16 protein-coding genes are annotated in these 19,829 nt (G+C 46.6%); 11 read left to right on the top strand and 5 right to left on the bottom strand.

The genetic code is table 11. The features are described 5' to 3' along the window. Nucleotides 1-34 precede the first annotated feature (34 nt). From CIK90_RS13830 to ettA, 5 genes are all read left to right on the top strand, one after another. Complete coding sequence (locus CIK90_RS13830; RefSeq protein WP_144007299.1) at nucleotides 35-268, top strand: hypothetical protein; 234 nt, start codon at nucleotides 35-37, stop codon at nucleotides 266-268. Further along, nucleotides 269-460: a hypothetical protein gene (locus CIK90_RS13825; protein WP_094390123.1), complete on the top strand. Its 192-nt coding sequence runs from the start codon at nucleotides 269-271 to the stop codon at nucleotides 458-460. Between the two features lie 94 nt (nucleotides 461-554). After that, nucleotides 555-1,313 carry a nucleotidyltransferase family protein gene (locus CIK90_RS13820; protein WP_094390122.1) on the top strand — a complete coding sequence of 253 codons (759 nt, stop codon included), beginning with the start codon at nucleotides 555-557 and terminating at the stop codon, nucleotides 1,311-1,313. Between the two features lie 6 nt (nucleotides 1,314-1,319). After that, nucleotides 1,320-2,960, top strand: a complete 1,641-nt coding sequence (gene guaA / locus CIK90_RS13815; protein ID WP_094465911.1) for a glutamine-hydrolyzing GMP synthase — start codon at nucleotides 1,320-1,322, stop codon at nucleotides 2,958-2,960. A gap of 21 nt (nucleotides 2,961-2,981) precedes the next feature. Then, complete coding sequence (ettA, locus tag CIK90_RS13810) at nucleotides 2,982-4,679, top strand: energy-dependent translational throttle protein EttA (protein WP_094436475.1); 1,698 nt, start codon at nucleotides 2,982-2,984, stop codon at nucleotides 4,677-4,679. Between the two features lie 156 nt (nucleotides 4,680-4,835). On the opposite strand, the gene CIK90_RS13805 is transcribed toward ettA, so the two are convergent. Both CIK90_RS13805 and CIK90_RS14690 read right to left on the bottom strand, forming a co-directional pair. Continuing rightward, nucleotides 4,836-5,867 (bottom strand): TerC/Alx family metal homeostasis membrane protein, encoded by a 1,032-nt coding sequence (locus tag CIK90_RS13805; protein WP_094436473.1) that lies wholly within the window; start codon nucleotides 5,865-5,867, stop codon nucleotides 4,836-4,838. A gap of 1,071 nt (nucleotides 5,868-6,938) precedes the next feature. Continuing rightward, nucleotides 6,939-11,612 (bottom strand): glycoside hydrolase family 88 protein, encoded by a 4,674-nt coding sequence (locus CIK90_RS14690; protein ID WP_094465910.1) that lies wholly within the window; start codon nucleotides 11,610-11,612, stop codon nucleotides 6,939-6,941. A gap of 101 nt (nucleotides 11,613-11,713) precedes the next feature. Here CIK90_RS14690 and CIK90_RS13795 point away from each other — a divergent pair, with 101 nt between their 5' ends. Beyond that, nucleotides 11,714-12,121, top strand: a complete 408-nt coding sequence (locus CIK90_RS13795; protein ID WP_094390114.1) for a PaaI family thioesterase — start codon at nucleotides 11,714-11,716, stop codon at nucleotides 12,119-12,121. Nucleotides 12,122-12,135: 14 nt separating this feature from the next. Here the strand turns inward: CIK90_RS13795 and CIK90_RS13790 are convergent, their stop codons facing one another. Beyond that, nucleotides 12,136-12,687, bottom strand: a complete 552-nt coding sequence (locus tag CIK90_RS13790) for a DUF6359 domain-containing protein (RefSeq protein WP_094446385.1) — start codon at nucleotides 12,685-12,687, stop codon at nucleotides 12,136-12,138. A gap of 327 nt (nucleotides 12,688-13,014) precedes the next feature. On the opposite strand from CIK90_RS13790, the gene CIK90_RS13785 reads away from it, so the two are divergent. From CIK90_RS13785 to rfbA, 5 genes are all read left to right on the top strand, one after another. Next, nucleotides 13,015-13,644 (top strand): hypothetical protein, encoded by a 630-nt coding sequence (locus tag CIK90_RS13785; protein ID WP_094390112.1) that lies wholly within the window; start codon nucleotides 13,015-13,017, stop codon nucleotides 13,642-13,644. 151 nt (nucleotides 13,645-13,795) lie between these two features. Next, nucleotides 13,796-14,095 carry a hypothetical protein gene (locus CIK90_RS13780; protein ID WP_094390111.1) on the top strand — a complete coding sequence of 100 codons (300 nt, stop codon included), beginning with the start codon at nucleotides 13,796-13,798 and terminating at the stop codon, nucleotides 14,093-14,095. A gap of 13 nt (nucleotides 14,096-14,108) precedes the next feature. Then, a complete protein-coding gene (locus tag CIK90_RS13775) occupies nucleotides 14,109-14,414 on the top strand; it encodes a cell division protein ZapA (RefSeq protein ID WP_094390110.1) in 306 nt (101 codons plus the stop codon). A 44-nt stretch (nucleotides 14,415-14,458) separates the two neighbouring features. Continuing rightward, the gene (gene rny, locus CIK90_RS13770) at nucleotides 14,459-15,997 is read left to right on the top strand and encodes a ribonuclease Y (RefSeq protein WP_094390109.1); all 1,539 of its coding nucleotides are present in this window, start codon (nucleotides 14,459-14,461) and stop codon (nucleotides 15,995-15,997) included. A 174-nt stretch (nucleotides 15,998-16,171) separates the two neighbouring features. Beyond that, nucleotides 16,172-17,047 carry a glucose-1-phosphate thymidylyltransferase RfbA gene (gene rfbA / locus CIK90_RS13765; protein ID WP_094439979.1) on the top strand — a complete coding sequence of 292 codons (876 nt, stop codon included), beginning with the start codon at nucleotides 16,172-16,174 and terminating at the stop codon, nucleotides 17,045-17,047. Between the two features lie 98 nt (nucleotides 17,048-17,145). Here rfbA and CIK90_RS13760 read toward each other — a convergent pair whose 3' ends face one another. Then, nucleotides 17,146-19,107 carry a hypothetical protein gene (locus tag CIK90_RS13760; RefSeq protein WP_094465909.1) on the bottom strand — a complete coding sequence of 654 codons (1,962 nt, stop codon included), beginning with the start codon at nucleotides 19,105-19,107 and terminating at the stop codon, nucleotides 17,146-17,148. A 43-nt stretch (nucleotides 19,108-19,150) separates the two neighbouring features. Further along, a complete protein-coding gene (locus tag CIK90_RS13755) occupies nucleotides 19,151-19,822 on the bottom strand; it encodes a hypothetical protein (protein ID WP_094390106.1) in 672 nt (223 codons plus the stop codon). Between the last annotated feature and the right edge of the window lie 7 nt (nucleotides 19,823-19,829).

Genomic DNA, 19,829 nt, shown 5'->3' with positions numbered 1-19,829 from the left:
AACCATAATATTGGTATTACTGCTGACAAGCGGTATGGCTAATTGTATATATGCCCAAACGAACGACAGTATTGCCAAGAAAAAGATGCGCCAACTCTTTGTCCGCGCATACAACAACAGACGAAATGCCAGTTGCCTGCCTTTGGCAGATAGCCTATACCAAATGGCCATTGCCGCACACAACCGTCAGGCAGAAGTAGATGCGCTCAACGTCCGTTTCATCTACGAATTCTTCCAACCCAACAATATTGCCAACGTGGAAAAGTAAATGAAACCACTCTTGGCGAAAGCAGAAGAATACGGCATGACCAACATCTACTACCAGACCATTACAAATAAAGCACTTTACCACCTGCGTGAACACCGATACTTAGATGCCATTGCTTTCATAGATAAAGAGATCGAGCATGCCCGAAAGCGTTTTTTTCTTTGTATTACGCTCGCTTATTCGTACCTCTGACGCTTTGCGTCGAAGGTACTTGCGCTCGGTAATAAAAGAAAAATCGAGTTTTTTCTTTGTATTACGCTCGCTTATTCGTACCTTTGTAGGCAGAATGAAGCAGGCTATGATATTTGCAGCGGGACTGGGAACCCGACTGAAGCCCTTGACCGACACGATGCCTAAGGCATTGGTGCCAGTAAATGGTGTGCCTTTACTCGATCTTATTATCCGCCGACTGATGACCCAAGGCTACGAACGCTTTGTGGTCAACGTGCATCATTTTGCACAAATGATAATAGATCATGTGGCGCAACAGGACTATGCTCCGCTGGTTCGCATCAGCGATGAAAGCGACATGTTGCTCGATACAGGAGGCGGACTGAAAAAGGCTGCTACATGTTTCGACGATGAGCAATCGCCCATCCTTATTCATAACGTAGATATCCTTGACAATGTCTGTTACGACTGGTTTGCCCGGCAACACAACGACGAAGACGATGCAGTATTGCTGGTAAGTGAACGCAAAACCAAGCGTTACCTGCTCTTCGACAATGCCATGCGCCTGATGGGATGGAAGAATATAGAGACTGGCGAAATCAAAAGTCCCTACGAATATATCCGTCGCACAGGACTCTCACAGCATGGCGAACCGCTCAATATGTATGCCTTCTCTGGCATTCATTCTTTCTCTCCCAGACTGTTCCGATTGATGGAACGCTTCCCCGATAAATTCAGCATTATCGATTTCTATCTCAGCATATGCCACCGTGCACATATATACGGATGCGTCAAGTCTGACTTGAAAGTGCTCGACGTAGGCAAACTCAATGCGCTGGATGAAGCAGAGAAATTTCTAAACAATAATAAATAATACTGTATGCAACAGAAAATCATTATCCTCGACTTCGGAAGTCAGACGACACAGCTCATCGCTCGCCGTCTGCGCGAACTCGACACGTTCTGTGAGATTTTGCCATACAACAAGTTTCCACAGGATGACCAAGAAGTCATCGGAGTGATTCTTGCCGGCAGCCCCTACAGCGTGTACGATCCCGAAGCTTTCAAGGTCGATCTCACACAGTTCCTGGGACGCCTTCCGGTGCTCGGCATCTGCTATGGTGCACAGTTCATTTCCTACAACAACGGCGGAAATGTAGAGCCTGCAGGAAGTCGCGAGTATGGCCGACAGAATCTTACCACCATCAACAAGGAGTGTCCGCTCTTCCGAGGCTTCGACAACAACTCTCAGGTATGGATGAGTCATGGCGATACCATTACCGCCATCCCAACAGGTTCAGAGGTAGTTGCCTCTACCGAAACTGTAGAGAATGCAGCATATTACTGTTCCGATGCCACATTGATGGGATCATACGATGGTCATCAGCCTGTGATGGGTGTGCAGTTCCACCCCGAAGTATTCCATTCGGTTCAGGGCACCCAGTTGCTCAAAAACTTCGTGGTTGATATTTGCGGTGGCCGTCAGGACTGGAGTGCCGACAACTACATCGAGACAACAGTTAAGGAACTGAAAGAGCAGATTGGCAACGACCGTGTCATCCTCGGTCTCTCTGGCGGTGTTGATTCATCCGTTGCTGCCGTACTTCTCAATCGTGCCATTGGCAATCAGCTGACCTGTATCTTTGTCGATCATGGTATGCTCCGCAAAAATGAGTTCTCTCAGGTGATGGAAGACTACAAGGTGCTTGGCTTGAATGTGATTGGTGTAGATGCCAGCGAGAAGTTCTTTGCTGATTTGGCAGGCGTTACCGATCCCGAACAAAAGCGCAAAATCATCGGTCGCGACTTCGTTGAGGTGTTCAATGCCGAAGCTAAGAAGATTACCGATGCCAAATGGCTTGCACAAGGCACTATCTATCCCGACCGCATCGAATCGCTCAACATCACCGGTAAGGTCATCAAGAGTCACCATAACGTGGGTGGACTGCCTGAAGAGATGCACCTCTCACTCTGCGAACCGCTGAAATGGCTCTTCAAGGACGAAGTACGCCGTGTCGGACGCTCGTTGGGAATGCCCGAACACCTGATCACCCGACATCCTTTCCCTGGTCCCGGACTGGCTGTGCGCATACTGGGCGACATCACTCCCGAACGTGTACGCGTCTTGCAGGATGCCGACGATATCTTCATCCGCGGTCTGCGCGACTATAAGGTCAAACTCTCTGGTGATGAAGCACGCCGTGTGCTTGCAGCAGGAGTACCTGCCGAAATGACCGATGGCGAGATAGAAGTATCACTCTACGACCAAGTATGGCAGGCAGGTGCCGTTCTCCTTGCCACGGTTCGTTCCGTAGGAGTAATGGGCGATGAGCGCACCTATGAGCATCCTGTTGCTCTGCGTGCCGTGACATCTACCGATGCCATGACCGCCGACTGGGCACATCTGCCTTACGACTTCATGGCCAAAGTATCTACCGAGATTATCAATAAGGTGAAGGGCGTAAACCGCGTTTGCTACGATATCTCGTCAAAACCACCCGCAACAATCGAGTGGGAATAACCCTAATAACACGACATCAATATGGCAACAGTTGACGACAAGAAGATAATCTTTTCGATGGTGGGAGTGTCGAAAATCATCCCACAAAACCAAAAACAAATACTGAAGGACATCTACTTATCGTTCTTCTATGGCGCAAAGATTGGCATCATCGGTCTGAATGGTGCTGGTAAATCTACGCTGATGAAAATCATTGCCGGACTCGAACAGCCTTCACGTGGTGAAGTGGTATGGAGTCCTGGTTATTCGGTAGGCTATCTGCCACAGGATCCTCCCCTTGACGAACAGAAAACGGTGAAGGAGAATGTGATGGAAGGTGTACAGCACATCTATGATGCGCTCGCTGAATATGAGGATATCAACAATAAGTTCGGGCTGGAAGAGTACTATGGCGACCCCGACAAGATGGACCAGCTGATGCAACGACAAGCCGAGGTGCAGGACATCATCGACTCTACAGATGCTTGGAACATCGACTCCAAACTGGAACGCGCTATGGATGCTTTACATTGTCCGCCAGGCGATTGGGCTGTTACCAACCTCTCTGGTGGTGAGCGCCGCCGTGTGGCGCTCTGCCGTTTGCTACTCCAAAAACCCGATGTATTGTTGCTCGACGAGCCTACCAACCATCTTGACGCCGAGAGCATCGATTGGCTCGAACAGCATTTGCAGCAATATGAGGGTACTGTGATAGCAGTAACCCACGACCGCTACTTCCTTGACGATGTGAGCGAATGGATTCTTGAACTTGACCGTGGCGAAGGTATTCCCTGGAAGGGTAACTATTCTTCATGGCTTGACCAGAAGACTAAGCGCATGGAGCAGGAAGAAAAGACTGCTTCCAAGCGTCGCAAGACTCTGGAACGCGAATTGGAATGGGTGCGTATGGCCCCGAAGGCACGTCAGGCTAAGGGTAAGGCGCGTCTGAACTCTTATGAGCAGATGCTGAACCAAGAGCAGAAAGAGCGTGAAGACAAGTTGGAGATATTCATTCCCAATGGTCCCCGTTTGGGCAATAAGGTGATAGAAGCTGTGCATGTGAAGAAGGCTTTCGGTGAGAAAGTGCTCTTCAACGACCTCAATTTCATGTTGCCTCCCAACGGCATTGTGGGCGTCATCGGTCCTAACGGCGCCGGCAAGACCACCTTGTTCCGTTTGATTATGGGGCTCGACCAAGCAGATGGCGGCACCTTTGAAGTGGGCGATACCGTGAAGTTGGCTTACGTTGACCAGCAACACAAGGATATCGATCCGAAAAAGACCGTCTATGAGGTTATCTCGCAAGGCAACGAAACGTTGCGTCTGGGCGGTCGCGATGTGAATGCACGAGCTTATATTTCCCGTTTCAACTTCTCTGGTACTGACCAGAGCAAGCTGTGTAGCGTATTGTCTGGTGGTGAACGCAACCGTCTGCAATTGGCTTTGGCATTGAAACAAGAGGGTAACGTGCTGTTGCTCGACGAGCCTACCAACGATATCGACGTGAACACACTCCGTGCTTTGGAGGAAGGTTTGGAGACATTTGCAGGTTGTGCCGTAGTTATCAGCCACGACCGTTGGTTCCTGGACCGTATCTGTACACACATTTTGGCCTTTGAGGGCAATGGCGAAGTATTCTTCTTTGAGGGCAGTTATTCGGAATACGAAATCAACAAAGCCCGCCGCTTGGGTGACACCGAAATCAAGAAAGGCCGTTACCGCAAGTTGATGGAAGAGTAAACAGCCCGTTGTCAACAACATTCTGACAAGTCCACAGGCGTATTCAGTAACGTAACAATATCCAGCCCGACCGTTGTTCTGCCTATAGGAGCAGTATCAACGGTCGGGCTGAATCTTTATAATCAGACGATTTATACCTGACGTTTATGGTGACTACTATGACTTCTTCGCAAAAAGTGAAGCACCTATACTTATTCCCAATACTCCCAGTATGAACACAAGAGATGCCACGGCATCTATCTCCACATACTCATGGATAAGCATTTTTACACCAATAAACACCAAGAGCACACATACTCCCAATTTCAGGTATCTGAATTTATCGGATATGGCTGCCAGTAGGAAAAACATGGCACGCAATCCAAGTATGGCAAAAATATTAGAGAAGAACACCACGTAGGGATCAAGCGATACAGAGAATATAGCAGGAATGCTGTCGAAAGCAAATATCAAGTCGCTAAACTCAATAACGAGTACCGTGACAAACAGCGGAGTGAGCAAGAGTCGTCCTGCTCGTCGCACAAAGAACTTATCTCCTTCAAACTGAGTATGTATGCGTCCGGTCTTTGACAGCAGACGTACGAGCGGATGCTTTTCCACGTTCATTTCCGCCTTGTCGTTCCGATTGAGATACATCTTCACACCACTATACACAAGCACTACGCCAAAGACGAGCAATACCCAGTCGAAGCGACTGATAATGGCAGAACCGAGGAAGATAAACACAAAGCGCAATACAATGGCACCGAGTATTCCCCAGTTTAATACATGCTGATACTCATTTTTCCCAACTCCAAACGATGTGAATATCATCATCATGACAAACAGGTTGTCAACAGATAGCGTCTTTTCTATCAGATAACCAGAAATGTATGATACCGTCATGTAATGTCGGTATTGCTGCAAACTCATTTCAAAATCGTCGGGATGGAGTTTCAGGTGTGATGCATACTTCGAAGCAACCGTCTGTAGGTCATTAAAATTCTCTATGCCATGCACCATGTCGCCATGAAACCACAAAAACACAGCGAACAAAAGTGCCAAACCAATCCACACAAAAGTCCATACTGTTGCCTCGCGAATAGACACCACGTGAGCTTTTCTGTCGATTACAAACATATCAAGCAGGAGAATAGCGGCTATGAATGCCACGAATCCTACCAAGAACATAGTTTCTGTCATTACCATTTGTTTCTCATTTTATCATTTAGAAAGCGCAAAGTTACTCATTGCATATTACAAACCTGTTACATCAGAGCTTATCATGCTCAATATTTAGTGTTTTTTAAGTACCAATGGTATTCGCGAACGTTAGGTTATCGAACACCACTTTGCCATCAACCTATTGCAAATGCATGTTTTCTTGAAATATTCTGCTACGCTGCGTAGCATATTGTGAATAGTGTATAGTTGTGCAATATTCCAAAAACGAAAAATTGATGGATATTGAGTAAATACGGTTAGCGCATCAGCATATAGTTATTTGAGTTTTTATAAAATTTCGACCACACGACCACAGATGTCTGCATCATGTTATCAGTCAAACTCTTACACGTGTGGTCGATTCCTGTGATTTGGAATTTACGACCACACTTCGACCACACTTATTGTTATCTGTCATCAACGTAAAACGGCAATGTGAATACGCTATATCGATGCCTAAGTGGGGGTGTGGTGATTATCACAACTTTTTCAAACCTTGATAATCTTTTTATCTAACGTTGGATAACACTCTTGTCTAACGTTGGATAACACTCTTGTCTAACGTTGGATAACACTCTTGTCAAACGTTGAATAATACTCTTGTCAAACGTTGAATAATACTCTTGTCAAACGTTGAAAATACTTTTGTCAAGCGTCAGACAATAGTTTTACCAAATGTTAGTCAATAGTTTTGCCAACCGTTAGACAATAGTTTTGCTAATCGTTGGACAAACCTTGGCAAAACGTTATCAAAAAATATCGCTCAGTATTATTTCTGAGCGATATTCTTTATTTTTTGATAATCATATATGAGTATCGTGGATGCGCTTACAATTTGGTGGTCGATTGGTGGTCGATTGGTGGTCGATGTCTTTATAATCGACCACCGTTTAATGTGTTGATGGATAGCGGGATACATATGTCTGTGGTCGAGTGGTCGAATTTTTCTGAAAACTAAAATAACTGTATGCGACTCTCGCGTGTTATCCTTGTGATGTAATCCACAAAGGCTGTTCCCTGCCTATCTATCATTCGTTTTCAATTATCTATAGCAACTTATTGCATGCGGTTGAAGCCTTCCCAACGCACATTCCATTTGCCATTTTTTGGGAAACCTGGGTTGAGCGGCTGTTGACATCCGTCCCATCCGCAACACATCATGGCAATGGCTGTGAGCAAAGATCCGTTGCCTGGCAGATAAAGTCGCAGACGATCTGGAGTCTGGAAGTTGTGACCATTGGGCAGATAAGTATTCTTCTGTGTATCGATCAGCAATGCCTGAAGTGCGGTTTCGGGTTCTCCCAATCGGGCAGCAGTCATGGCTATCATGCCATAATCCCATCCCCAAGTGGTCCCCCAATGCCAGTTGTGCATCACGGCGTCAAGTGTGTGTCTCATCTTGATGCTGTCGATACCCTGAGTTGGGATGAGGCCGAAAGCACCCAGCACGGCAGGGTGGTCGCTGTAGCAATGTTCGTCAAAGCGCGGTTCTTCCTTTGATGGAAGACCTGCCTGATAGATGCCGTTCTTCTCAGGCAATGGTGCAAGTCGCTTGATGATGTTGTCCCAGTCAGCATTACGGCTTTTGCCCATGCGCTCACGCCACTTTTGTGCTACTGTGAGTCCATAGCGCCAGTAACTGAGTTCGAAGGGATGGTTGTAGGAAAAGTCCTTGCGCATACATTCCTGCATGGCAGTGGCGCCAGTGAGTGGAATGTACTGCCCGCCGCAATCGCAGGCTTTGGCAAAGTCTGCCATAAATTCAGCAGTCTGTTCCACATGTTCAGCATAGGTCTTAAGCGTTTGGTCTGATGGGTTGGCGCGATACATTTCTTCAGCGAGATAGATGTAATGGGGTTGTTGCCAGAGCAGAAACGAACCAACGTTTGACGGTGCTTCGCCAGCCCAAGGGTCGGTCATCTTCATCCAGCGCAGTCCTTTGAATCCTTGGCGCTTAGCTATATTGCGTGCAACGGGAGCTGCCACATCGTCGTACCAGCGTAACATGCGAGCCACTACGTCGGGTTGATTCCACAGACAGAAATCTACTGCGTGCCACCAAGTCATCTCCAGATGCGGACGACCAAACCAACTGTTGTAGGTCAAGCCAGTTTCCTGTGGGGGCATGTTGCCTGCGCAGTTGATATAGGTGAGATATTGTGATAGCACCACGCGACGCTCCAGTTCCTTGGCTCTTGGGTCGGTGCATTGTCCGAAATCAACAAATGCACCTGCTGACCAATGACGGTGCCAGAATTTCTGGTTGCGCTTCATGTGGTCGGCAAAGGTTTCAGAGGTGGGACGGTCGATGGGGTTAAGGCTGTATTCTGCCGAAAACTCCAACACATCGTCGGTGGTTGACAGGGCATACTGATGGTTGCCCATGGGCTTCAAGTCGGCAATGCCGTTCCATCTCACATATATATAATAGGTGGTGGAGTCGAGTTGATGTTGAATCAGAGCAGATTGTGCATCCTGTTTGACGATTGATGAGGTGTGACGGTCTGTTTTGCTCCAGTCGGCTGCATGGTCGGCATGCTTTCCTGTGGGATAGGGGAGTCGTATGGCAACCTTTGCTTGCTGGTTTTTGAGTAGTGGACTCTTGACGCGTGCTACCAACTGGTCGCGGTCTGGACGGCAGAAAGTGATGACATCAACCGGTTTTCCGTCTGCCAGGAAATGAGAATCAATCTGAGCATCCCAGAGGTGAAGCTCCTGATGAATATCGGTGAGCTGGTTGAGGGCGATGGGTTTTGACTGGTTGTCGGTGAGTTGAAGACCGATGGCGCCGAGGTTGAGCCGATGTGGGTTGACGCGGAAATATTCGGTTGCCTGCTTGTTGCGTCCGTTCTGTTTGTATTCTACAGCATACACTTCCTGATGACCATGTCCTAAGTCGTAGGATTTTTCAGTATCAGCAGGTGTCAGTTTCTCGGTGTTGGGGAATGAGTGCCAACCCCAATCGGACATGGTGGTGAGGGGGATGCCTTGCTCATAATCGGTGGTGTAACTTTGCAGTCCGGTCACATCGACGGTGGCGGCAAAATGGCCGTTGCCTACTGTGAGCGATGCGAGATTGTCGGCTTTGGTGATGATGGGGTTGTTACGAAAAAGAACAGCCTCGCGATTAATCGAGGCTGTTGTATTGTCGGTATCGAAACCAAGCATTTCCATTTCAAGTGATGCCCATATAAATGGTCCTACACCCTTGGCATCGTTGTCTCTGACTGGTTCGCTAAGGTAATATTGGAACGAACCATCGCGCCGTTTGTTCTCTTTGACCTTTGGCGCAGCCTTCAACACTTTGGCGCTGATGCCCGGACCGAGGCCCGCTACTGCACAGCATTGTGTCAGCGAAATGGTCTTGTCGGCATTGACGCGGATGAAGTTGTTGATGATGCCCTTATAGGCTTTGATACCAGCATCACGGTATTTTTCTCCGAGATACCCCTTGCGGTAGGCTTTCAACAGTGCATAAGCAAACATCGACGAACAAGTAGATTCGAGATAGTTGCCTTCACGTTCGGGTGAATCCATCACCTGATACCACACACCAGTTTTTTTGTCTTGCCACTTGATAACAGCATCGAGGTCTTTACGCAACAGCTCGATGACTTCGCCACGGCGACTGTAGTTCTCAGGTAGAGCATCAAGCAGTTCGATCAGTGCCATGGTGTACCATCCTTGCGCACGTCCCCAGCAATGCTGTGAAAGTCCGGTTTCCTTGTCCGCCCAGAACATCTCGTGTGTTTCGTCCCATGCATGACGGTTGAGTCCGGTCTTGGGGTCGAATGTGCGCTGGTAGGTTACGCTGATTTGGTTGACCGCATCGTCGTAAATCTTCTGTGCATCTTTCTGCTTCAGCAGGTCGCGAGCGGTAAGTGTGTAGAATGGCAATCCCATGAAGATACCGTCGAGCCATACCTGATAGCTGTAGATGGCCTTGTGCCAATATACTTTGTCGGCAATGGTGCGTGGTTGTTTTTTCAACTGCTTCATCATGAGTTGCATGGCGAGCAGATTCTTTTTCTCTGGTTGGAGTTGGTACATACGTGTTACGAAATGGCCGGTACGTATGTTGTCGAGGTTATAGTCTTCCATACGAAAACCTCGAATTGCTCCGTTTGGGGCAATCATCGTGTCGGTATATTCGCGGCAGTAGGCGAGAATGTCATCGCCGCCGTATTTCAGATATGTATCAAGCATGGCTTCCAGTTCGATACCCATCACATAACTCCATTTGGGTTTGCTGGAAAAATCGAGCAGGTAGGATTTGGGTACACGCTTCATTTCAGAATAAGTGAGCCATTGGCTGTAGTTTTTGAAAGGTTTCTCCTGAAGCGCAAGCGAACCGTTGATGAAGAGATTGTCGAAGCGCACGTCGCGTGTCATGCCTTTGATACTGTTTCCATCGCGTACACCGTTGAAACGGCAGTTCTTTACATTGATGTCATATACATAGCAGGCAGTGTCGAGTGCGATAATCTGCACACCGTATTGTGATTTCTCACAAGTGATGTTTTCGATATTGATATTGCGTACGGTGGGGATGTATCCACGACAGCAAATCTCGTTGTGCTCGTAGTCGAGGTTGATTTTCAGTACGCTTTCCTTGCAGACACCCACTTTGATGTTGCGGGCATTGATGTTTTCGATGATACCGCCACGGCAAGTATTGGTCTTGATGCGTACCACACGCTCCAGTTCGGGCGAGTCCATCACGTTGTTCTCGGCATAGACGTTGCGGCATCCGCCCGATATTTCAGAACCGATAACCACACCACCGTGACCGTTTTTCATCTCACAGTTGCGGATGATAATGTTCTCACTGGGGCGATCCCAAAGGCGTCCGTCACGGTTGCGACCACTCTTAATGGCAATACAGTCGTCGCCAGTATTGAAATAACAGTTTTCTATCAGCACGCCATCGCACGACTCAGGGTCACATCCATCGCCGTTAGGACCGTCGTTGATAATCTTCATACCACGTACGGTGATGTTTTTCGATAGCAGGGGATGAATCACCCAGAATGGAGAACGCAGCAGGGTGAGGTCTTCCAAGAGGATGTTCTCACACTGGTTGAAGTTGATAAGCTGTGGGCGCAGACCGTCATTCTTGGTGAAAATGCGCTCGTTCATATCAACACCGTCTTCTGCTTGCTTCAGCAATCGGGCACGGGTGCCACTGCGCTGGTTGGGCAGTTTGTCGGGTGCACCTCCGAAGTAGGGTACGCCCGTCCATTGCCACCATGTTTCTTTCGAGCCGCCACCATCGATAGTACCTTCACCAGTCACAGCAATGTTCTGCTGCTTGTAGGCATAGATGCATGGACTGACGTTGTGGCAATCGAGACCTTCCCAACGTGTAGGCACCACGGGGTAGAGGTCTGGTTCAAACACAAACTGCAACTTGGCGTCTTTCTCCACTACGAGATTGACGTTTGACAACAAGGTGATGGCACCTGTGAGATAGGTACCTGCCGGTACGATGACGCGGCCACCACCTTTCTTAGAACAAGCCAGAATGGCCTTGTTGATGGCTTTCTGGTTCTTGGCAGCTGTGTTTCCTGTCTTTGCACCATATTTGGTGATGACAAAATCACGTTCTGGGAATGTCGGAGCCTTAATGCTCTGTTCGATGCGCTTATACTCATTGTCGTCCCAGGCTTTGGCCTGTGCGGCGATGGGTACAATGATGGCTACGAACAATAATTGTAGTAGTCTTTTCATTATTTTGAGTGTTTTAGTAGATTTTTCGGTGCAAAGATAAGCATTTTATTTGGAAATAAGTCAAATATGTATTACTTTTGTGTGATATAAATGTGAAGATTATGACGAAGATAGCAGATTTTTTAAACAAGAACGACCGCTTTGCTGCAGACGCAGGGTGTCGTATCGTGGAAATGGAAGAGGGAAGGGCTGTTGCAGAAATGACGGTTACACCCCATCATCTCAATGGCGGCGGAGTCTGTCAGGGCGGTGCACTGTTTACACTTGCCGACTTGGCATTGGCTGCCGTGATGAACAGTAGGGGGCAATTGACCTTCGGTATAGAGAACAATATCATGTTTATGGCATCGGCGCGTGTAGGCGATAGACTGCGTGCCGAAGCCCGAGAGGTGGCAGACCATCCGAAGATTCCAACCGTAGAAGCCCGTATTACGAATCAGAATGGACAACTCTTGTGTGTGGTGACAGGTGTGGCTTATCGTAAGAAAGAGGCACTGGTAATGGAATAATCTCTATTCTATTACTACTCCTGATCCTTTACTATCTCATATTCCAAAACTTTTTTCAATCCCAACACGTTCATATAGTAATCTCGCGTACCTATTATATATACCTGATGGTTCCACAGTTCGGGGTTGTCCTTGAGGTTGAGTTTCTTGCGTATTGATGCTCTGTCGGTCAAGCAGACAGGTAGAAAACTGTTTTTGTCAATTGTCTCGTCTGTCTGACTGTCGGTTACAATCGGAGTATCTGACAGTAGGATAGAGGTGCTCGAAGTGAAGGGAGGCCATAGAAGTATGTTGTTTAGACTCTTGTAGGCTGTGCCGACAATGTATGCCTTGACGCAGATTTGACGGTCCACATCTGTCAATTGCGCTTCTGCCACTGTCAATGCGTTCTGCTTGATAGTGGGATCAATGCCCGTTTCTGGTACTATTGTACCGGTAGAGTCGGTTGCTGTAGTGTCACGGTCTTCTTTCGCAGGTGGATCTTCTACCATATCCAACTGCTTTTCACATCCGGTGGAACATGTCAGTATTGCCACCAAGAACCATATAAAATAGTGCTGCTTCATGGGGCAAAGATAATGAAAATGCTTGAAAATGAGAAAAAAACACGTGAAAATTTGCTCTTTTCTGAAATAAATGCTATATTTGCCACCGATAAGCCTATGTCGGCTGTTGCCGAACTATCTTATCATTCATAGTTAGGGGTTGGTAGCGTCCTGCACCAACCCCATTTTGTTGAACCTTCAATGCATATCATGTGGTTCATGTTGCCGTTGAACAAGTCGGAAATATATGACGACAGCGTTAAACTTGCAAAATCAGTTTGACATTTCAACTTTTATTCGTAAATTTGCAAGTCATTAGTAAATATCTATTAAAAGAATACATAAAACATGGGAATTTTATCTAAAATATTCGGACGTAACACCGATGAACAGCAGAAAACAGGAGGCATGGAAGACTTCATGACTCTCATTCGCGTTTATTTCCAGGCCGTAATGGCAGCAGACTTGGGCATTACCAATCTGGCTGCATTGCCCGATTTACGCGTGTTTAAACAAACACTCCACGTGCCAACTCAAAACAATAAGCTCGGTGTGGGAGAAAAGTCACGCTGCAAGAAAATGCTGAAAGAGATATATGGCATGAGCGATGACTTCACTAAAGAGATAGACCAAAGCATTCGTCGTCGCTGCAAGAAACCGCAGGATGTGCAAACCTATATGATTCAGTTTTCTGCGTTCTCACAAGACTTGATGATGCTTACCGGAAACCTGATGAAGTTCAAACTTCGCTTGCCCGGATTCTTCAAAAAGGCTCTTTATACCATGACCGAAAAGACTATCAATGACATCTTCAATAAAAACGATTATAGTGATGCAGGTGTTCTGAAGTCTATCGTGGCAATCCGTCAATACAACCAGAAACTTGGTTTCTCACAGCGATGGGTAACCGATTTCGTATATCATGTAGTGATGCTTGCTAAAAAAGAAAAGCAGCCAGCACAACAAGAAACGAAATAAAAAAAGTTAAATATATTACAGAAAAGGTTGCACTTTGTATAAAAAATGTTACCTTTGTAGAGATTAAGGGTGTGTCTTTAATGTTTTGCAGCCAAGGTCATGATTGGCATAACCAAACAGCTCAAGGCAAAGAAGACAAAAATAAGTATCAATGACGCCTAACGAGAAAACTATAGCAACGTTTGAAACCCGCATGAGGCAGATGATTCTCCGATTTCAAGAACTGAAAAAGGAGAACAATGACCTATACGCCCAAATCGAAGAGGACGAAAAGCAAATGGAAACGCTGCGACAACAGTTGGATCAAAAGCAGAAAGACTACGAGGCCCTTAAGATGGCACGCATGATCAGTATTACCGATGGCGACTTGCAAAGCGCTAAAGACAGACTGGCGAAGCTCATCAGAGAAGTGAATAAGTGTATTGGAATCCTTAGCGATGAAAACGAATAGAGGAGACCGAACCATGGCAGAAACAAACCGAGACAAGTTACATATCAAGCTGCACGTCTATGACGAGGAAATCGAAGTGGTAATCAACCGCGACGATGAGGAGTTCTATCGCTCGGCAGCAAAGCTCATCACTGAAAGATATAATGCATACGCTGCGGCATACAAAACCCGTAAAAGCGAACACATAATATCTTTGATGACACTTATAGATATAGCACTGCTCTATCAAAAGGAACGCGCCAACCATGACGCAGAGCCTTTCAAGAATATTCTCGATAAGTTGACAGCCGAAGTGGAACATGCACTGAAAGAAAAGTAATATACTGAAACGAGAATATTAATAATATATATCAAATTTAATCTATGGACATATTAGTCATCCTTGCTATCATTGCCGCCCTTCTAATTGGCGGACTCTGTGGCTTTATGATTTTCCGTCATGTCATCAAAGGAAAATATAATGAAATGGTAGAGGCTGCCAATAAGGAAGCCGAAGTTATCAAAGAGAAGAAACTGCTCGAGGTCAAAGAGAAGTTCCTCAATAAGAAAAGCGAACTGGAAAAGGAAGTGCAACAGCGCAACCAGCATATCCAGCAAAGCGAAAATAGACTGAAACAGCGTGAGATCTCGCTCAACCAACGTCAGGAGGAACTGGGTCGCAGAAAGAATGAACTCGACAACCTGCAAACGCGCATTGACAACGAAAAGAAGTTGCTGGTCCTGAAAAACGAAGAACTTGAGAAGATGCAATTGCAGGAGCGTGCTAAGCTGGAAGAACTCTCAGGACTGAGTGCAGATGAAGCAAAGGCCCGATTGGTAGAAGCCATGAAGGATGAAGCTAAGACTGATGCTGCTAGCTATATCAACGAAATTATGGATGAGGCTAAGCTGAATGCCAATGCTCAGGCTAAGAAAATTGTGATACAGACCATTCAGCGAGTGGCAACAGAAACTGCCGTAGAGAATGCTGTTTCTGTATTCCATATCGATAACGACGAAGTGAAAGGACGTATCATCGGACGTGAAGGTCGTAATATCCGTGCACTTGAAGCTGCCTGTGGCGTTGAAATCGTTGTAGATGATACTCCTGAGGCTATCGTTATTTCTGCGTTTGATCCTATCCGTCGTGAAACTTGCCGTTTGGCTCTCCATCAACTTGTCAGCGATGGACGTATCCATCCTGCGCGTATTGAAGAGGTTGTGACCAAAGTGAAAAAACAACTGGAGAACGAAATCATCGAAACAGGTAAACGTACGGCTATAGACCTCGGTATTCATGGATTACACCCAGAGTTGATTCGTATCATCGGTAAGATGAAATATCGCTCATCATACGGACAAAACCTATTGCAGCATGCACGCGAAACTGCCAACCTCTGTGCGGTTATGGCTTCCGAACTTGGATTGAATCCTAAGAAAGCTAAACGTGCCGGTCTGCTCCATGATATTGGTAAGGTGCCCGATGAGGAGAGCGAATTGCCACATGCACTCTATGGCGCAAAGATTGCTGAGAAATATAAAGAGAAACCCGATATCTGCAATGCCATCGGTGCTCACCACGACGAGATGGAAATGCAGACTTTGTTGGCTCCTATCGTACAGATTTGTGATGCTATCAGTGGCGCACGTCCAGGCGCTCGACGCGAAATCGTAGAAGCATATATCAAGCGTCTTAACGACCTTGAGGCTATTGCCATGAGTTATCCCGGTGTTACCAAGACCTATGCTATTCAAGCTGGTCGCGAGCTGCGTGTCATCGTTGGTGCAGATAAGATGGATGACGCAGAGACCGAGGCACTCAGTGGTGAGATTGCTACCAAGATTCAGAATGAGATGACCTATCCCGGACAGGTGAAGATTACTGTCATCCGTGAAACTCGTTCTGTGGCTTACGCCAAATAAAAGCAATTCATAGTATCAAATAACGAAGACTCCTTCTTTGCCCAATAGGGAAAGAGGGAGTCTTTGCTGTATATCATGCGGACCTTTGGTGGTTATTTGCTTTTTCTTATTCATTTTCTTTGTCATACAAAGAATATTTCGTAACTTCGCACCGAAAGATTAAAACACAGAACTATGAAAGGTATCGTATTGGCAGGAGGTAGTGGCACACGTCTCTATCCTATCACAAAGGGAATATCCAAGCAACTGATTCCCATTTTCGACAAACCGATGATTTACTATCCTATATCGGCTTTGATGCTGGCAGGCATACGGGAGATACTTATCATCTCTACTCCTTATGACCTTCCTGGTTTTAAACGCTTGTTGGGAACAGGTGAAGACCTCGGAGTACGTTTCGAATATGCAGAACAACCATCGCCGGATGGACTGGCACAGGCCTTTATTATCGGTGAAGAGTTTATTGGCAAAGATAGTGTATGTCTTGTCTTGGGCGATAATATCTTCTATGGTAGTGGATTCACGGGATTGCTCCATCAGAGTGTGAAAAATGCAGAACAAAAAGGACTCGCTACGGTGTTTGGCTACTATGTCAACGACCCAGAGCGCTATGGCGTAGCAGAATTTGATGCCGACGGCAATTGCCTCAGCATCGAAGAGAAACCCGCAAAACCCAAATCCAACTATGCCGTGGTGGGGCTCTATTTCTATCCAAACAGCGTGGTGGAAATTGCCAAAAATATCAAGCCAAGTGCACGAGGCGAATTGGAAATAACAACAGTCAATCAACAATATCTGTCACAAAAGACGCTGAAGGTGCAGACATTGCAGCGTGGTTTCGCATGGCTCGACACGGGCACTCACGACTCACTGTCGGAGGCTTCTACCTTTATCGAAGTGATCGAAAAGCGTCAAGGACTGAAAGTGGCCTGTCTGGAAGAGATTGCCTACAAGCATGGTTGGATTACGAAAGAGAAACTTCGTGAGGTGGCTGCTCCAATGGCAAAAAACGAATATGGCAAATACCTCCTGCAACTGGCAGAGAAATAACAGGACACCGTCTTTTTGGAAGGCATCACTCTTCGCCCGGAAAGCGCGACCACATAAGAAGATACCGCCCGATGCGTTACACATCGGGCGGTATCTTCTTATCGCAGCAAGCCTTGCCAACTCACGGGCCGACCATCTTCCGTTGCTCCTTCTATCGTGACAAGATAGCGTTTCGATGAGTCGGAAGAATAAAAACGCACAATGGCTTCACCAGCATCGTCGGTCTGCAACGAGGGATTCCAATAGAGCGTCGTGCGATAGTCGGGGCGCGTATAGTCGCTCTTATCCGTCTTGGGATACTGTGGTGAATAGAACTCCATATTGTAGCGATAGCCCAACGGGGATATCCTTGCCATGGAGAGCAGGTGTTTGCGCTTTCCTATCTCCGAACCATCTTTAAGGAAGATGAACAACACGCCAGGGATTCTGCCTCTAATATCAGCGCGCACACCATACATCGTATTCTGAGGATGGTTCATCGAGAAATATTCTATACTCCGCACATTCTGCGGCCAGATAGCCAATATTTCTTCGTCATCTGTTTCTGCCACATTGTCCACATATTTTTTCCCAACAATCTGTCCAACACCACCGATTCTCTTGTGGCCATCTTCACCAACAGAACAATAGATGCCCAACTGGCTGAGGAGTGTTTCCATGGATGTCGCATGCTCAATACGAGGATCATTCGGATAAAGATTGCGAGGGGCTTCCAGTTGGCCATAGTTCATCGATTTGGGTTTCTTTTTACTTCCTTTCTTCTCAAATTCGGGAAGTTCTACCACGCCATTCCAAGCATACATCTGCTGTTGGTTGCTCTGCTTGACATAGACGGACAAATCATTGCCCATTTGACAAGCATAGTGAGGCAATCTCACCGTAGGGGGTATTTGCTTGTCAACTTGTAGTTCGACCATCTCCGTACTACCACTTTTTTTTGTGCCTTCCAATAGCCATGTCGTGCCTTCGGGACTGTCCACCGTCAGCGAGAAACGACTGCTGTCGCCCAACTCAAACTCATGGCGCACTCCCTCCGCGGGGTTCACCAATAGCAGATGAGGATTCTTTAATTTCGATTTCAACGTGCCTTTCACTCTGCCCGTGATACGTTGTTCTGTCTCTATCGGATAGGTCATCTGTGGATAGCGGCCACGAAGCATATCGGCAAGGGGATAGACGCCATCGCGACGACTCACTGCCCATTGCGATAGTGTTGGCTGCAACGTGTCGGGCTTCACCACGTCATAGTCGGTCACCGAAACCGAAAAAGTGCCTTTTAAGGGGCGGCCTTCCTGATCGGTCAAGGTCAGCGTGGACGCTATGGGCATCTTCTTGCCTTCTGTCATCTGACTTTTCATGCTCACACATATGCTGTCGCGACTGGCAATCTGCGTCTCACAAGAGGCCAAGACCAATTTGTCTCGAGGACGGATCATGGCCACCGTCACTACGCCTGGACGCAAACGACTCATACCGATTCGCAACACACGCGAACCGACATAGGGTGTTTCCACCAAGTTGCCGCCACCATATATCACACAGGTCAACGTGTCAGACTCGCTCGCATCCGACATGCGGATCAGCAATTGTCCCTTGCGTTGCTTCACTTCCAATAGGGGCGATGATTGCAGGGCTATAGGCGCTTCCACGCACGACACATAGCGGTCGTCGCCCGTCTTTGCCGTCACATAGATGGGCTTATAGCAGAAATAATCCGAACCGAAGTTGCGCATCCACTGCGTATAGGCCACCATGGTGTAGCTACCACTCGTCATCGTCTTCGATAGAAACATCGCATTGGCAAACACACCATTGCTGTCACAACGCACTTTCATGCGCTGAACCAACGTGTCTGCGCGTTGGTCATAGAGTTCCACATAGACATAGCGCGAGCGTGACACAGGGATGCGAGTGGTGGCATCCAACAGATGAGCACGAAACCATATCGTGTCGCCAACCATATAATAAGGACGGTCTGTATGCAGATAGATTCGCTCCTGAGGAACCTTTGAGTAATAGTCAAGCAGATGAGACATCACAGAGATGCTGTCATTATCCATCGCACTTGCCTGTACAGATTGGCATATCCATAAAATTAAAAAACTAACATTTATCTTCACATTGTTCATACTCCAAATCAGCATTTAAAATACAGGTTCTATAATCGCACCATTGTTCGTATTCAAGTCTATCCAAATTCTTTCGAATAATTTCATCTATGTCATCATTGGGATTAACAGCCGATAGATCCCAATTACCAATACCACAATATTCACAAGCACTTGTGGCAATTCGATATGACGTCATACAATTAGCCAAACATTGAGATTCGTTGTCTATACTTCTCGTTTTAGTTTGCAAATCAATTCTAATATTGTACCGTTGAAGAGCTCGCAAATAATCTGTTCGGCAAATATTTATATTCTTAAAAGCCTTATTCTTTGCATTATATAGCACTAATGCCCTATGAGAATAATTTATGCCTGTCATCATCGTCAACTGTCTAACAAAATTTGTTTGTCGCATATGCGAATCTGTATGTACAGCAGAATCCAAAAGCATTATATAACGTTTTTTCTCTTTAGCAGACATTCTATTTACTATACTTCGAATTTCAGAACGATCTCTACCAACAACTTCTTGATATTCCTGAAATTGCTCTGAGGCAACAAACATATCAGCATCCGTCAGAATCCGCTCTGTAGTACCATTATTATCATCGCCACATGCCATAAAAGTAGCGAATGCAAATATCATCATTACAAACTGTTTCATATTTATC

This window comes from Prevotella sp. P5-126, assembly GCF_002251185.1.
Lineage (GTDB): Bacteria > Bacteroidota > Bacteroidia > Bacteroidales > Bacteroidaceae > Prevotella.
This window is presented reverse-complemented; position numbering and strand designations above follow the sequence as displayed.

Bases quoted from the DNA above. Each gene is read 5' to 3' on its own strand.
- CIK90_RS13795 (WP_094390114.1), top strand. From the start codon at position 11,714: ATGACGAAGATAGCAGATTTTTTAAACAAGAACGACCGCTTTGCTGCA.
- rny (WP_094390109.1), top strand. From the start codon at position 14,459: ATGGACATATTAGTCATCCTTGCTATCATTGCCGCCCTTCTAATTGGC.
- CIK90_RS13785 (WP_094390112.1), top strand. From the start codon at position 13,015: ATGGGAATTTTATCTAAAATATTCGGACGTAACACCGATGAACAGCAG.
- CIK90_RS13760 (WP_094465909.1), bottom strand. From the start codon at position 19,107: ATGGATAATGACAGCATCTCTGTGATGTCTCATCTGCTTGACTATTAC.
- CIK90_RS13825 (WP_094390123.1), top strand. From the start codon at position 269: ATGAAACCACTCTTGGCGAAAGCAGAAGAATACGGCATGACCAACATC.
- CIK90_RS13805 (WP_094436473.1), bottom strand. From the start codon at position 5,867: ATGGTAATGACAGAAACTATGTTCTTGGTAGGATTCGTGGCATTCATA.
- CIK90_RS13775 (WP_094390110.1), top strand. From the start codon at position 14,109: ATGGCAGAAACAAACCGAGACAAGTTACATATCAAGCTGCACGTCTAT.
- CIK90_RS13780 (WP_094390111.1), top strand. From the start codon at position 13,796: ATGACGCCTAACGAGAAAACTATAGCAACGTTTGAAACCCGCATGAGG.
- CIK90_RS14690 (WP_094465910.1), bottom strand. From the start codon at position 11,612: ATGAAAAGACTACTACAATTATTGTTCGTAGCCATCATTGTACCCATC.
- rfbA (WP_094439979.1), top strand. From the start codon at position 16,172: ATGAAAGGTATCGTATTGGCAGGAGGTAGTGGCACACGTCTCTATCCT.
- ettA (WP_094436475.1), top strand. From the start codon at position 2,982: ATGGCAACAGTTGACGACAAGAAGATAATCTTTTCGATGGTGGGAGTG.
- CIK90_RS13755 (WP_094390106.1), bottom strand. From the start codon at position 19,822: ATGAAACAGTTTGTAATGATGATATTTGCATTCGCTACTTTTATGGCA.
- CIK90_RS13820 (WP_094390122.1), top strand. From the start codon at position 555: ATGAAGCAGGCTATGATATTTGCAGCGGGACTGGGAACCCGACTGAAG.
- CIK90_RS13830 (WP_144007299.1), top strand. From the start codon at position 35: ATGGCTAATTGTATATATGCCCAAACGAACGACAGTATTGCCAAGAAA.
- guaA (WP_094465911.1), top strand. From the start codon at position 1,320: ATGCAACAGAAAATCATTATCCTCGACTTCGGAAGTCAGACGACACAG.
- CIK90_RS13790 (WP_094446385.1), bottom strand. From the start codon at position 12,687: ATGAAGCAGCACTATTTTATATGGTTCTTGGTGGCAATACTGACATGT.